We start from the raw sequence: 13511 nt of genomic DNA on the forward strand, positions 1-13511 counted from the left end.
CGGGATCAGGCGCATCATGGCACACGAATGGAGGCCGCCGTGTTTGCACTGGGCGCAGGATTGAAAATTTTCGCAATATCTGCGGCGGCGGTCTGGCTCGGATGGATCGCCCTTCGGCGCGCCTTCTCGCAACTGCATCTGATCTGGGCCGGTTTCTGCGTTGGATTGATCGCCATCATGCTGATCGAGGTTCTGGGCCGGGAAATGATTGGTGCCGCCTATCCCGTCATGGCGATTGCCAGTTGCGCCTCCTGTTCCTTTTTCTGGCTCACATCCCGTGCGCTTTTCCGTCACGATGCCGCGATTGGCTGGCCCGAAATAGCCATCGTTGCCGGCATTTTCCTTCCGACCATATTTGACCAGTTGGCCCTCAGCCTGAGTTTTGGCGCCTGGATGGGCGAGGCAAGTCTGGCGCAGTGGATGGAACGACTGGACGGCCTTCAGGTCTTTTTCAGCTCGGCCGCCCTCCTTCTGGCGTTTGGCGAGGGGCTGAATGGCTGGTCGGGCATTTCCGATAACGAAAAGCGTATTCGCTACATTTACCTGTCCAGCTTCGGAGCCGGCGTTGTTATCTGTGTCATGCTGTTCGATCATGGACGATTGACATTCGTTTCCCCCGGACTGACCGTACTCATTCAGGGCCTTTGTGCCGCGATGATCATGTGCAGCGTCAGCCTCGCCATCATTTTCCGTCAGAATAACCCCTTACCGTCAGGCGCTGCGCGAAAATCACCGCCCGCAACCGGGGATGAAATGGCATTGGCCCGGCGCGCTCAAGCCCTCGTGGCCGAAGGGGCCTATCTGGATCCGGAGCTCAAGGTGTCGACCCTCGCCCAGCGCCTGCACGAAAAGGACTACAAGGTCTCACGCGCCATCGTCTCGGCGCTCGGACACCCGAATTTCAACCGCTTTATCAATGGGTACCGGATTCGCCATGCCGAAAGTTTGCTGGCGGATACTGAATCCAGCGCCAGCATTCTCGATATTGCACTCGATAGCGGCTTTGCATCGCTGGGTCCGTTCAATCGCGCCTTCAAGGAAGCCAACGGCCTGACGCCGCGTGAATATCGCAGGCAAAAGGAAAAGGCCGCCACCGGGATCGGTGACGGCCTGTCCTCATCTGAAGTCTTTGCCGAGTAGGCTTATTAGCGCACCGGCTCTTTCGTTTTCTTACGGCCACTTCCTTTGGGCCGTTTCGGCTTGATCCGGTCGCCCGGCGTGATGTCGAAGTCGAGGCGTTCCGCATCTGCGGCATCGACATCGACTTTCACCAGCCCGCCGGATTTCAGCTGGCCAAACAGGATTTCATCCGCCAGCGGCTTCTTGATATGCTCCTGGATGACCCGGGCCAGTGGCCGGGCACCGAATTTCTCGTCATAGCCGCGCTTGGCCAGCCATTCCGTCGCCGCATCGGTCAGTTCGAACGAGACGCCGCGGTCCGCCAGCTGGGCTTCCAGCTGCAGCACGAATTTCTCGACAACACGGCCGACAATCGGTTGGGACAAGCCGGCAAAGGGAATGATCGCATCCAGCCGGTTGCGGAATTCCGGCGTAAACAGCTTTTCGATGGCAGCCACATCGTCGCCTTCACGCTTGTCGCGGCCAAAGCCGATGGCTTCCTTGGCAGCATCGGCCGCCCCGGCATTGGTCGTCATGATCAGCACGACATTCCGGAAATCGACTTTCTTGCCATTGGCATCCGTCAGGCTGCCATGGTCCATGACCTGCAGGAGGATATTGAAAAGATCCGGATGGGCCTTCTCGATCTCGTCGAGCAGCAGAACCGCATGTCGATGCTGATCCACGGCATCGGTCAGTAGCCCGCCCTGGTCATGACCGACATATCCCGGAGGGGCACCGATCAGGCGGGAAACCGTGTGCCGTTCCATATATTCGGACATGTCGAAGCGTAAGAGTTCGACGCCCAGAATGGAAGCCAGCTGCTTGGCCACTTCGGTCTTGCCGACACCGGTCGGACCGGAGAAGAGATAATTGCCGATCGGTTTTTCCGGCTCGCGCAGACCCGCCCGCGCCAGCTTGATGGCCGATGACAACTTCTCGATCGCCTCGTCCTGGCCGAAGACCACATGACGCAGATCCGATGGCAGGGATTTCAGCGCCGATTCGTCATCCTTGGAGACCGATTTCTCCGGAATGCGGGCGATTTTGGCGACCACGGTCTCGACGTCTTTCACGCCGATGGTTTTCTTCCGCTTGGACGGCGGCAGCAGGCGCATCCGTGCGCCCGCCTCGTCAATCACGTCAATCGCCTTGTCGGGCAGCTTGCGGTCGGTAATGTAGCGGGCTGACAGATCAACCGCCGTCTTCACCGCTTCATTGGTGAAGCGTACATCGTGGAATTTCTCGAAATAGGGTTTCAGCCCCTGGAGAATTTTCACGGTGTCATCCCGGCTGGGTTCAGTCACATCAATCTTCTGGAAGCGCCGGGCCAGAGCACGGTCCTTTTCGAAGTGCTGACGAAACTCCTTGTAAGTCGTCGAACCCATGCAACGCAGGCTTCCCGATTGCAGCGCGGGTTTGAGGAGGTTGGACGCATCCATCGCTCCGCCAGACGTCGCGCCGGCACCAATAACGGTGTGAATTTCGTCGATGAAAAGGATGGCGCCTTCGCGCGCTTCCAATTCCTTGACGACCTGCTTCACGCGTTCCTCGAAATCACCGCGATAGCGGGTGCCGGCCAGAAGCGAGCCCATATCCAGGGAATAGATGGTGGCGTCCTGCAGCACTTCCGGAACGTCTTTTTCAATGATCTTGCGCGCCAGGCCTTCGGCAATGGCCGTCTTGCCAACGCCGGGATCACCGACCAGCAAAGGATTGTTCTTGCGCCGGCGGCAAAGCACCTGAACACAGCGCTCCACTTCGGCCTCGCGGCCAATCAGCGGATCCACGCCGCCCTCACGGGCTTTGGCATTCAGATCGACGCAATAGGCCGAAAGGGCGTCGCCATCCTTCTCGTCATCATCATCGGCTTCGTCTTCCATCGCACCGCGCACCGGCCGCGCTTCGCTTTCGCCGGGCCGTTTGGCAATGCCATGGGAAATGTAATTAACCGCATCATAGCGGGTCATGTCGCGCTCGGCGAGGAAATGCGCGGCGTGACTTTCGCGCTCGGCGAAGATCGCGACCAGGACATTGGCGCCGGTCACCTCTTCCCGGCCGGCATTCTGAACGTGAATGACGGCGCGCTGGATCACGCGCTGGAAACCGGTCGTCGGTTTGGCATCTTCATTATCATCAACCGCCAGGTCACCCAGCTCCGCGTCCACAAAAGCGGTCAGCGTCGATTTCAACTCCCCCAGATCGACATCACACGCTTTCATGACACCGGCGGCATCCTCGTCATCGACGAGAGCCAGCAGCAGATGTTCCAGCGTGGCGTATTCATGACCACGCTCATTCGCAAACCCGAGGGCGCGATGAAGCGTGTCTTCGAGAGAGGTTGAAAATGAGGGCAACGTCTATTCCTTTTCCATCGTGCATTGCAGCGGATGCTGCGCGCGCCGTGCCAGATCCATCACTTGCGCTACCTTCGTTTCGGCGATCTCGAAGGTAAACACGCCACAGACGCCGACGCCATTCTGGTGGACATGAAGCATGATCTGCGTCGCTTCTTCCGGCGACTTGTTGAAGATCCGCATCAGGACCTCAACGACGAACTCCATCGGCGTGAAATCGTCGTTCAACATCACCACCCGGTACATCGACGGTTTCTTCGTCTTCGGACGGGTGCGGGTCGCGACCCCTGTCTGGCGATCAGGGTCGCTGGATTTATCGCGGCGCTCGGTCATCGATTCGGCTCGTCGCTGGGCTTCTATTAGATAAGCAAGGTTTGCGCCCTGGGAAGACCTGAAACACCATCCTCAACAGCTTCTGCACGATCTGGAGCCAAATTGTGACACCGGATCGTTCAAATTCTGGCAGCAATCCTGTTACCAAAGCGCAAAAGAAAAAGGCCCGGCAGATAAACCGCCGGGCCAGTTAGGGAGAATGTGTCGGGCAGATCGGGGGAGATCGGCCTGCCCGAAATCAGCTCTAGCGAGCCGATTGCACCATTTCGACCGAAGCCGCGAAGCGGTCATTGATCGGCTTGGTTACTTCTTTGACCGCACCGGAATAGATCTCGGAGGTCTTGTTCAATTCGGCCAGGAACATGTCCATGGAAGACTTCACGAAGTCGGTCTGGACCTCGATCATGTCCTGGACAGATTTGGCGGTCGTCAGCGCCTTGGTGGCGGCGACAGCTGATTCCATCGACGTCTTGGCATAGGCCACGGCGTTCGAATTCAGCACTTCGGCATTCTTGCCGGCAGCGGTTGCGGAAGCGATGACGGCCTCGACGTTTTCCTTCTGGAAAGCGTTCATTTCGTTGACGGACTTCAGCGACTTTTCAAAGCCTTCCTTGAAGGCCTGATTGCCGGCAGTCGTCATTTGCTCGATCGTTTCGTTCACAGCGTGGCTCTGAGCTTTGGTCATGGTCTTGATGTCCTTTTTCGGGGAGGATTTCGTTTTGGTCTTGGCGGGCTTGCGGGCAGCGGTCTTCTTTGCCGCAGTCTTCCGGGTTGCCGCCTTCGGCGATTTTGCTTTCTGGACCGGCGCGGTTTCGGCGCGCGGGGCCGAAGCGGCCTTGACCGCCGGTGTTTTGGCCGGTTGCGCCTTTGCTTCGGTTTGCGCCGTTTCGGCTGCAGTATTTGCGGTCGTATCCGTCATTTTCAAACTCTCTCGCGACTCATTTGTTCGCAGTTGCAGCATTTATATGCCAAACCTTCGCAGCCGCGTCAACAAAATTGTTGCGCTGCACCATAAAATATTTGCGACGGCCTTAACGTCACAGAAACGGGTCTGGGGTTGGATCGTTCCCTATGGATACCCTGCGCGGTCTGTTTGTGACGATTGTAATCATCCTGTCTGGCCTGATGGCGGCCGACGGGTATGCGGACACGCGCCGCTATGCTGCTTTTGTTGCAGACGCGAATACCGGCGAAATTCTGCACAGCCGGCTGGCGGACGCACAACGCTATCCCGCCTCACTCACCAAGATGATGACGCTCTACCTGCTATTCGAAGCGATTGAGGCTGGCGATCTGTCTTTGACGGATACGCTGACCGCCTCGCGGATCGCCGCCAGCCAGCAGCCGTCCAATCTGAATCTGTCCCAGGGCGACACAATTACCGTCGAGACCGCCATTCGCGCCCTGGTGATCAAGAGCGCCAATGACGTTGCTGTGATGGTCGCTGAAGAGCTGGCCACGACGGAACGGGCATTCGCTGTCGAGATGACCGCGCGGGCACGCGATCTGGGCCTCGCCAACACCACCTTCCGCAATGCTTCGGGCCTCCCCAATTCCCGTCAGGTTACGACCGCGCGGGACATGGCGCGCCTGACGCTAGCGCTGCGCCGCGACTTTCCACAATACATGCATTATTTCACCGAACGCAGCTTCACCCATAATGGGCGCACCTATCGTTCGCACAATAATCTGGTCGGCCGCGTCGATGGTGTGGATGGCATGAAGACCGGCTATATCCGCGCGTCAGGGTTCAACATCGCAACGACGGCAATGCGTGATGGCCACCGTCTTGTTGCGGTCGTTATGGGTGGACCGACAGCCGCCTATCGCGATGCCCATGCCGAGCAATTGATCGATGCCGCATATCGCTCACTGGAAAACCGCGAAGCTTTGATCGTTGCGGCCCGCGATCTCACACCGCGTCTGAACCCCATTCGCGAACAGGATATCATTGCGACCCAGATCGCCGCGCTGGACCTGTCGCCGCCGGTCGCTCAGGGCGATGGCGAGACGCTGCCACCGCTTCAGATTGAAATGACAGATGATATGGGAACGCCGAGTGGCACGGCGGCCAGGACTGAGCCACAGGACCTTCCGCCTGCAGGCTGGTCCGTGCAGGTCGGCGCTTATACGGATGAAGCTGCAGCACGGGCGCGCCTCGAGACGGTACGCGAGTTGGCAAGCGAACTTGCGGAAGCGTCCATGTATACCCCCCGCTTTGACTCCAATGGCCGGACACTGTTCCGCGCCCGCTTTACCGGCGTGGATGCCGGCCGGGCCCGCGCTGTCTGCGCCAGACTTGCAGCCCGCGACGAGCCCTGCTTTGCCGTCGCACCCGGCGGCTAGTCTTTCAGCAGCACATCCCGCGCTTCGGTCAGGCGGCGCGACAGCCCGTCAGTTCCGCCGGAATCCGGGTGTACCCGTTTCATCAAATTGCGATAGGCGGTCCGGACTTCCGCTTTCGTGGGCGCACCCGTCAAGCCGAGGATATCCAGCGCTTCCTCTCGGCTGATCGTTTGAGACGGTGGAGAAGAGGAAGGAGCGTCACGGGAGGGCTTGGGCCGGAAACCCGCCCCCACGGCCATCAACCCGATCCCGAAAGTTGCCAGCGGTGCGCCCAGAATGGCGAGCCCCCGCAAGGTCAACAGCCCGCCGAAGATCGCCGCCGCGAGCCCCAGAAGGATACGCGACCATCGCGCCGCCTCGGCGGTTTTCATGCGGGCAAAGGCACGGGAGACCAGCACCAGAATGACAAGAGCCGCAAAGCCCAGCAGCAGAAATGGCATCAGAAGGGAATCTTTGTGTCCGCCAGTTCGGGCAGTTTAAGGACAGTCAACAATTCGCGCAATTCCTGCCGCGCCGCCACATGGCTCATGGAGAAGGCCACGGCCGAGCCATCCTCGGTCAGATCCAGCAAAGTCAGTCCCAGCGGGAAGAGTTCGCGATAGATCACCCGCTCGGCAAACCCTGGTGCCATGCGGAAACCGATGCGTTCGGAGAGCTTCTTGAGCCCCTCACCCACGCGGCGCTTGTTGCGGGCGTCCAGCTGCGACATGCGATTGCGCATGACAACCCAGTCAATGGAGGTCCGGTCCCGGCCGGCGCGTTTCTTGCGGCATTCCCAGACCATTTCGGCATAGACGCTCGGCCGGCCGACCTCGAAAGTCTGCGCATCAATCTCGGCCAGAAGGTCAAAATCAACAAAGCTGTCATTCACCGGCGTGATGATCGTGTCTGCAACAGCGTGGGCCAAACGGGAATAATGAGTGTCAGACCCCGGGGCATCGATGATAATGAAGTCCTGTCCGGTCTTCAGCTCACTGAACGCGGCTTGAAAACGGGCATCTTCCTCGGCTTCTGCCTCGTCGAGGTGGCGAAGCGGACTGGCCTCAAGCCGGATTTCCGTTGGAATGGGCAGCTCGACGCCGTAGGTGTCCATCCAGGCCCGGCGGTTCTGCAGATAGCGGCCAAAGGAACGCTGTCTCAAATCGAGATCGATGACACCCACCGACTTCCCCATCCGCATCAGGGCGATCGAAAGGTGCATGGCGACCGTGGACTTGCCGGCCCCGCCCTTTTCATTGCCCACGACAATGACATGAGCCCCCTTGTTACGCCGTATCAGACGAAATCGGCCAGGACGGTCAGCTTGCGTCGAGAAATTCATGGGAACACCGGATGTAGAGCCAAATTCATGGCCTTTATAGAGCAAGTCCGGTGCCATGCCCAACAACTGATTCGATTTGTGAGAATTATTACCGGCTGAGCGCGCGGCCCGTAAAATCGGTCACCGCACACCACCCGCCCGCGGCTTCAATCTGCACGCAGGCCGAACCGGCTTCAGCCGCGGTATCAAACGGCCCGGCTTTCAGCCGCAGGAAGACCCCCCGTGATCCCAGATCCGCTTCCTCGAGCCGGGCCATGCGCGACGCCAGCAGGTCCGGAAACAGCGCCTGTAGCGACTCCCACCCGGAAGCGGCGTGTTCTTCAGCACGGTAGGATGCCAGATGGATGGCATGAAACAGGCTGACACCGCCTGCCGGGTCGGGCGCTACCGGATCAGGCTCAGGCGCCGGTTCCGGCGGTGCAGCCATGCGCAATGCCAGCGTCCGCATTTCATCCTCAACCCGGTCCAGTGAGGCTGGGTCATGCCGTGCGCGCCGGTCGAGGTCCACCGCAAGGCGTGACGCCATAAGGGCAGCCGGCGTATTCGCGACCGGCATTTCTGCCGGTGAAACCGGCTCCTGGCGGGTGGTCATGCAGGCGGTCAATGACAGGCCAAGCAGAATTATGAGGCTGGATCGGATCATGTTTCGTGTGTAGCGCGAGTCGCATGGCTTGCGTCCAGAGCAAAGCCGCATTATCCGCCTTTCATGAACGATTTAACCGCCCTGCCCTTGCCCGCAACCGCCGACCTGCTTTCCTTGCGCAAAACCGTGACCGGCTGGAAGCGGCAAGGATTGAGAGTCGGATTTGTGCCGACCATGGGCGCCTTGCACGACGGCCACCTTTCCCTGATCGCGCGCGCGAAAGAAAAGGCAGACCGAGTGGTGGCCAGCATATTCGTCAATCCCGCCCAGTTTGCGCCGGGCGAGGACTTCGACGCCTATCCCCGGACGCTGGAAACCGATGCAGCCAAGCTGGCCCATGCGGGATGCGATCTTCTTTATGCACCCGTTGCATCGGACATGTACCCGGACGGCTTTTCAGCCCGCCTGTCTGTCGACGGCCCAGCGCGCGGTCTTGAGACCGATTTCCGGCCGCATTTTTTCAGCGGCGTGGCCATAGTCGTGGCCAAGCTTTTCAATCGCGTTCAGCCTGACATCGCGGTTTTCGGCGAGAAAGACTATCAGCAATTGCTGGTCATCCGCCAAATGGTCCGTGACCTCGACCTGCCCATCGACATCATGGCCGGGGAGACGCTTCGTGAGCGGGATGGCCTCGCCTTGTCCTCACGCAACGCCTATCTATCGACTCAAGAACGCGGCTCAGCCGCCAGCCTCTACGAAATCCTGGCCGCTTTTGCCGCTGATCTCGAAAAGGGCGTCGATTGGGAGACGGCGCAAGGCAAAGCGCTCGCCAAGGCTGCAAATGTGTTTGACCGCGTGGACTATATCGAGGCGCGCTGTGCGGAAACCCTGGCACCGTTGCCCGGCGGCAAAGTGCATCAGCCCGCGCGCGTTCTGGCCGCCGTCTGGCTCGGGAATACGCGGCTGATCGACAATCTGCCCGTGGGCTGAGCTACCAGGCTCCGATCTCGATCAGCTTGCGCCGCAAATCCGGCGGCAGGTTTTCACCACCGGCGGACGGGTCGCTGATATCCATCGGCGCTTCTTCGACCTTGAGATAGCGCCAGCCCTGAAAAGGCCGGCGCGCTGCCGGTGCCGTCCGGATGATCTCCGGATCCATGACAATTGCACAGCGGCGAACCCCGTCCTCACCGGTTACCTCGTCCAGCGACAGAATGCGCTGGCGGCACTGGATCACCCGTTTGATGACCCAGTAGAGGCTTCCGCCATCCAGAAGCTTTTCGGCCTGCTTCGGGAACATGCGGGTCACATGTACTGACCGGAGCGCTTCACCGCGCGCCAATTGCTCTTGCGAACGCTGGCGCCGGTAGCTTTCCAGCTCCTCGACGGTATCAATCCCAACACAGAGTTTGATCAGGTGCAGTGTCATGCTGTGAGAGCTAGGACGTTTCTCCTGGCCCGCCAAGTCACGGCTCGACATATTCCACATCGGAAAAGTCAAAGCGTACATTCTGCTGCTGCCGCTGGAACAGGGCGCTGACATCTACAACGGTCGACATCGATGTCATCACCGGGGCAGGCAATCCCTCAACGCTCTGGAAATCCATGACCATTTCAAACTCATGGATACGGGCGGCCGGGTTGGGCTTGAAACTGGCCGGCGCAAATATCCGGATACGCTCGACATGACCGGAGCTCGCGAGTGCGATTTCTCCGTTCAGGTGTTCGGCCATGGATTCCGCGTCGTCTGAATCCGGATCAAGGTCCGGACGGAAAGTGTATCCGCCACCGGCCGCCAGTTGCACATCACCGGCAATCATCTGCGCGGTTTCAGGCGAGAAAAACAGCCCGCCGCCACTGCCCACGGACAGGCGCCGTTCATTGCCCGCATCATCGGGATTGTCAGGGGTATTCATCTCCGCCCACATTCCGGACAATTCCTCCGGAAGGACGTCCGGACTGGCGGGTGATAGCAGCGTCCAGTCCTCGCCATCGGCCTGCGCGCCATCAAACCTCACATCCATGACGGCATCATTCATGGAGACCCGCATGGTGAACCGCCAGAAAGCATCTTCGGGCGCGGCATAGCCCATCGCCAATGCATCCGCCAGCGGTTGCGGATAGGTGGAGCTGTCGGAAAATGACGGGGCGCAAAAACACATCGCAGCCGCAGCTGCAGCCAAAACTCTCATGCAAACATCCCTTTGCCTGTCATACGCCCCGCCAGGCAAAGGGATAGCTTTGCGCAATGAGATATTCCAGCAGATTATGCGGCGCGATCACGAAAACCCGTCGGCGAAGCCTTGTCGATCTCGAAAGTCTTTTCGCTTTTCGGCATGGGCTTGGTGTGGCGCCAGATTTTCTTCGCCATCTTGGAGAAGACCAGCTTCATATAGGCTCCTGCCCCCTGGGCTTCGGAAGATCTGGGGTCGAGCCCGAACCGCCGGCGCAATACGCCATTGGCATGCAGTACACCATTTTTAAGCATGGATTCCGGTGTCACCAACTCCATGGTGATCGAAACATTCATGCCTGAAAGGTTCTGGACCCGGTGCGGTCCATGCAATGGCCATGAAGTGAACATGCCCGGCACCAGGTCGACGGCCTCGCATTCATCATCCCAGCCCGGTTCGAAAGGCAGATCCTCGGTCTGCTCCAGGTGCAGGATCGATTCCATCCGCTCATCGGTGATATAAGGCGCTTCAGCAGGATAGACGCGGATACGTTTCTTGCCGCGGACATGCCAGAGAATGGTTTCCGAAACGTCCGAATGGATGAAGACTTGCGCGGTCGGCGAGGAAATCAGAATGCCGCTTTCCGCATTCAATACCTTATAGCCCGGATTCAGCCGCTTCATATCGGCCATCATCTGGTCGAACAGCGGGCGATACACCGGATCGACGCACATCGCCTCGCGCAGATTGATCCACAGCTTTCCGGCCCGGACAGCCTCCAGCATTTCCATGCCCGAAAGATCCCCCGGATCACCGGCTCGCCAGCTGTCTGCCCCGTCGTCCAGTTCTCCCATCGTGCAGAAATCCGACATATCCCGCGGATGACGTTCGATCAGAGCCGCGAGGGCTTCATCGGAAAACGCGTCGCGTGTGTGCAGGTCATGCTGACCCACGACCACTTTCTTGCGGAAGCCGGACCGGGCTTCGCTGCCCCATTCCGTGACAACATTGCCGGTATGTGTGGTTTCGCCTGTCCCGTTCATGGCCATCTCCATCATTCCCCTCTGGCGAGAGCAAGGATCGGGCCAGTTTGTCATTTGAAAAGCTTCGTCACCCTCCGACTTGATCGGAGGGCCTCACTGACATCGAGATCGTCCGGTCAAGCTGGACGATGACGGAAAATGGAAGCCTATGCCGCCGCTTCTTCTTCCTCCGCCAGCGTGACGAGGGCATCGCCCTCACCGACCTGATCTCCGGCGGCAATGGAGACAGATGCAATCACCCCGTCTCGTGGCGCAGCCAGTGCATGCTCCATTTTCATGGCTTCCAGAACAAGCAGTTTCTGCCCCTTGGTAACCGTATCACCTTCGGCAACATTCAGAGACAAGACCTTGCCCGGCATGGGAGCTTTCACGAGGCCGCCGGCTTCAGCGGCATCGGCAGCGGCATCGGGGCGGGGCAGGTTGAAGCGGCTGGTCCGGCCATCCGAAAAAACGATCACACCATCCTGATCGGCAACCACACGGCCTGATGCTGCCTGTCCGTCCAGAATGAACGCCTTTTCATTGACGCGGGCCGTTACGGTCCTGCCCTTTGCGGGTGCGCCGCTGAGTGACACGTCAACCGCACCCCCATCAAACTCGAGGCGGACCTGAATACGCGCCGCGGCATTTGCCCTGAACCCATCCTGCACGGCCCAGGGATCTGCGGGCTGGCCGGCGGATACCCGTTCCAGCACAGCCCGGGCGGCAAGGGCGGCATCCGCTTCCGGCGGTCCGGAGGGAATTAGCGAATCTGATTTGTCCGCGATCAGACCTGTCGACACATTGCCAGCCGCAAAATCAGAATCGCGCAGGCAATTGCCCAGGAACCCGCCATTTGTCCGGACCGGATAGACACGCGTGGCAGAAAGCGCCGCCAGCGTCCGCTCAATGGCCGCATTGCGATTTGTACCAAAGGCAATGATCTTGGCGATCATCGGATCATAGTGCAGCGACACCTCGCCGCCCTGCTCCACACCGCTGTCAACACGGACACCTTCGATTCCGTATGGCAGGTCGAGAATATCCAGCCGCCCGATACTCGGCAGGAAACCATTCGCCGGGTCTTCGGCATAGAGCCGGGCCTCGATCGCATGGCCTTTCAGCCGGATCTCGTCCTGTTCGGGCACAGAGCCGCCGGCCGCGACCTTCAACTGCAGCTCAACCAGATCAAGGCCGGTCACCATTTCTGTCACCGGGTGCTCCACCTGAAGCCGCGTATTCATCTCCATGAAGAAAAAGCCGTCCTCGCGCAGTGCGCCGGATCCATCGACGATGAACTCCACCGTGCCCGCGCCTTCGTAATTGACAGCCTTGGCGGCCTGCACGGCGGCGGAACACATGGCGGCGCGGACATTCGGCGTCATGCCGGGCGCTGGTGCCTCCTCGATCACTTTCTGATGGCGGCGCTGCAGCGAACAATCGCGCTCGAACAGATGGATCACGCGGCCCCGGCTGTCGCCAAAGACCTGCACCTCGATGTGGCGCGGATTCTCGATGAATTTCTCGATCAGGACTTCATCATTGCCGAAGGAGGATTTTGCTTCCCGTTTGCAGCTGTCCAGCGCATCAGGGAAGTCAGCAGAGGTCTCCACCTTGCGCATCCCCTTGCCGCCGCCACCCGCAACGGCCTTGATCAGCAAGGGATAGCCGATGGCATCAGCAGCATTCTGAAGGTGTTCCGGGTCCTGATTGTCGCCGTGATAGCCCGGCGTAACCGGCACGCCCGCCTCTTCCATCAGCTTCTTGGCGCGATCCTTGAGCCCCATTGCCTCGATAGATTCGGGCGATGGGCCGACAAACTTGATGCCGGCCTCGGCGCAGGCCCGCGCGAAGGCCGCATTCTCCGACAGAAATCCATAGCCGGGATGGATGGCATCCGCGCCGGTCTGTTTGGCCGCTTCGAGGATTTTGTCGGCGCGCAGATAGCTTTCCGCACTTGGTGCCGGCCCGATCAGCACCGCCTCATCCGCTTCTCTGACGTGCGGTGCCTCGGCATCGGCCTCGGAATAGACCGCGACCGTCCTTATGCCCATCCGCTTGGCAGTACGCATGACGCGCCGGGCAATCTCTCCGCGATTGGCGATCAGGAGTGTCTTGAACATGAAAAGCGTCTCCAAATGATGGTCCTATGCGCCTGAATTTTCCGGCGAGGTCAAGGCAATCCCCGGAGCCGGTCCACACAGGATGGCTCTGTCCAAAGCTTAATATTCAAAATGGATCCGGATTTGCGCAGTC

General features: G+C 59.6%; 13 protein-coding genes. 3 read left to right on the forward strand and 10 right to left on the reverse strand.

The genetic code is table 11. The features are described 5' to 3' along the window. Positions 1-39: 39 nt before the first annotated feature. A complete protein-coding gene (locus DBR16_RS06955) occupies positions 40-1140 on the forward strand; it encodes a helix-turn-helix domain-containing protein (RefSeq protein WP_161539433.1) in 1101 nt (366 codons plus the stop codon). Between the two features lie 5 nt (positions 1141-1145). Here DBR16_RS06955 and clpA read toward each other — a convergent pair whose 3' ends face one another. The 3 genes from clpA to phaP form a co-directional block, all read right to left on the reverse strand. Then, a complete protein-coding gene (clpA, locus tag DBR16_RS06960; RefSeq protein WP_109260515.1) occupies positions 1146-3476 on the reverse strand; it encodes an ATP-dependent Clp protease ATP-binding subunit ClpA in 2331 nt (776 codons plus the stop codon). A 3-nt stretch (positions 3477-3479) separates the two neighbouring features. Continuing rightward, positions 3480-3809: an ATP-dependent Clp protease adapter ClpS gene (clpS, locus tag DBR16_RS06965; protein WP_109260516.1), complete on the reverse strand. Its 330-nt coding sequence runs from the start codon at positions 3807-3809 to the stop codon at positions 3480-3482. Positions 3810-4053: 244 nt separating this feature from the next. Continuing rightward, entirely contained in the window at positions 4054-4728 is a 675-nt protein-coding gene (gene phaP / locus DBR16_RS06970) for a phasin family protein (protein ID WP_233347648.1), read from the reverse strand. Between the two features lie 152 nt (positions 4729-4880). Here phaP and DBR16_RS06975 point away from each other — a divergent pair, with 152 nt between their 5' ends. Further along, on the forward strand, positions 4881-6155 hold the full coding sequence (locus tag DBR16_RS06975; RefSeq protein ID WP_109260517.1) for a D-alanyl-D-alanine carboxypeptidase: 1275 nt from the start codon (positions 4881-4883) through the stop codon (positions 6153-6155). Here DBR16_RS06975 and DBR16_RS06980 read toward each other — a convergent pair. From DBR16_RS06980 to DBR16_RS06990, 3 genes are all read right to left on the reverse strand, one after another. Then, a complete protein-coding gene (locus DBR16_RS06980) occupies positions 6152-6595 on the reverse strand; it encodes a J domain-containing protein (protein ID WP_109260518.1) in 444 nt (147 codons plus the stop codon). The two genes, DBR16_RS06975 and DBR16_RS06980, sit on opposite strands and share 4 nt — an antisense overlap. Further along, complete coding sequence (locus DBR16_RS06985) at positions 6595-7476, reverse strand: division plane positioning ATPase MipZ (protein WP_109260580.1); 882 nt, start codon at positions 7474-7476, stop codon at positions 6595-6597. The genes DBR16_RS06980 and DBR16_RS06985 overlap by 1 nt, the downstream gene beginning before the upstream one ends. Before the next feature lie 88 nt (positions 7477-7564). Then, complete coding sequence (locus DBR16_RS06990; RefSeq protein ID WP_161539434.1) at positions 7565-8068, reverse strand: SPOR domain-containing protein; 504 nt, start codon at positions 8066-8068, stop codon at positions 7565-7567. Positions 8069-8182: 114 nt separating this feature from the next. Between DBR16_RS06990 and panC the strand changes: the two genes are divergently transcribed. Further along, on the forward strand, positions 8183-9049 hold the full coding sequence (gene panC, locus DBR16_RS06995; protein ID WP_109260520.1) for a pantoate--beta-alanine ligase: 867 nt from the start codon (positions 8183-8185) through the stop codon (positions 9047-9049). Between the two features lies 1 nt (position 9050). Here the strand turns inward: panC and DBR16_RS07000 are convergent, their stop codons facing one another. The 4 genes from DBR16_RS07000 to DBR16_RS07015 form a co-directional block, all read right to left on the reverse strand. After that, positions 9051-9488 carry a DUF1489 family protein gene (locus tag DBR16_RS07000; RefSeq protein WP_109260521.1) on the reverse strand — a complete coding sequence of 146 codons (438 nt, stop codon included), beginning with the start codon at positions 9486-9488 and terminating at the stop codon, positions 9051-9053. A gap of 37 nt (positions 9489-9525) precedes the next feature. Continuing rightward, a complete protein-coding gene (locus DBR16_RS07005; RefSeq protein WP_125184522.1) occupies positions 9526-10251 on the reverse strand; it encodes a hypothetical protein in 726 nt (241 codons plus the stop codon). 74 nt (positions 10252-10325) lie between these two features. Next, positions 10326-11276 carry a hypothetical protein gene (locus DBR16_RS07010; RefSeq protein WP_233347649.1) on the reverse strand — a complete coding sequence of 317 codons (951 nt, stop codon included), beginning with the start codon at positions 11274-11276 and terminating at the stop codon, positions 10326-10328. Between the two features lie 146 nt (positions 11277-11422). After that, positions 11423-13378 carry an acetyl-CoA carboxylase biotin carboxylase subunit gene (locus DBR16_RS07015; protein WP_109260582.1) on the reverse strand — a complete coding sequence of 652 codons (1956 nt, stop codon included), beginning with the start codon at positions 13376-13378 and terminating at the stop codon, positions 11423-11425. Between the last annotated feature and the right edge of the window lie 133 nt (positions 13379-13511).

The organism is Hyphobacterium indicum (genome assembly GCF_003129605.1).
GTDB lineage: Bacteria > Pseudomonadota > Alphaproteobacteria > Caulobacterales > Maricaulaceae > Hyphobacterium > Hyphobacterium indicum.

Bases quoted from the DNA above. Each gene is read 5' to 3' on its own strand.
- DBR16_RS07015 (WP_109260582.1), bottom strand. From the start codon at position 13,378: ATGTTCAAGACACTCCTGATCGCCAATCGCGGAGAGATTGCCCGGCGC.
- DBR16_RS06990 (WP_161539434.1), bottom strand. From the start codon at position 8,068: ATGACCACCCGCCAGGAGCCGGTTTCACCGGCAGAAATGCCGGTCGCG.
- phaP (WP_233347648.1), bottom strand. From the start codon at position 4,728: ATGACGGATACGACCGCAAATACTGCAGCCGAAACGGCGCAAACCGAA.
- DBR16_RS06985 (WP_109260580.1), bottom strand. From the start codon at position 7,476: ATGAATTTCTCGACGCAAGCTGACCGTCCTGGCCGATTTCGTCTGATA.
- DBR16_RS07000 (WP_109260521.1), bottom strand. From the start codon at position 9,488: ATGACACTGCACCTGATCAAACTCTGTGTTGGGATTGATACCGTCGAG.
- DBR16_RS07005 (WP_125184522.1), bottom strand. From the start codon at position 10,251: ATGAGAGTTTTGGCTGCAGCTGCGGCTGCGATGTGTTTTTGCGCCCCG.
- DBR16_RS06980 (WP_109260518.1), bottom strand. From the start codon at position 6,595: ATGCCATTTCTGCTGCTGGGCTTTGCGGCTCTTGTCATTCTGGTGCTG.
- DBR16_RS07010 (WP_233347649.1), bottom strand. From the start codon at position 11,276: ATGAACGGGACAGGCGAAACCACACATACCGGCAATGTTGTCACGGAA.
- panC (WP_109260520.1), top strand. From the start codon at position 8,183: ATGAACGATTTAACCGCCCTGCCCTTGCCCGCAACCGCCGACCTGCTT.
- DBR16_RS06975 (WP_109260517.1), top strand. From the start codon at position 4,881: ATGGATACCCTGCGCGGTCTGTTTGTGACGATTGTAATCATCCTGTCT.
- clpS (WP_109260516.1), bottom strand. From the start codon at position 3,809: ATGACCGAGCGCCGCGATAAATCCAGCGACCCTGATCGCCAGACAGGG.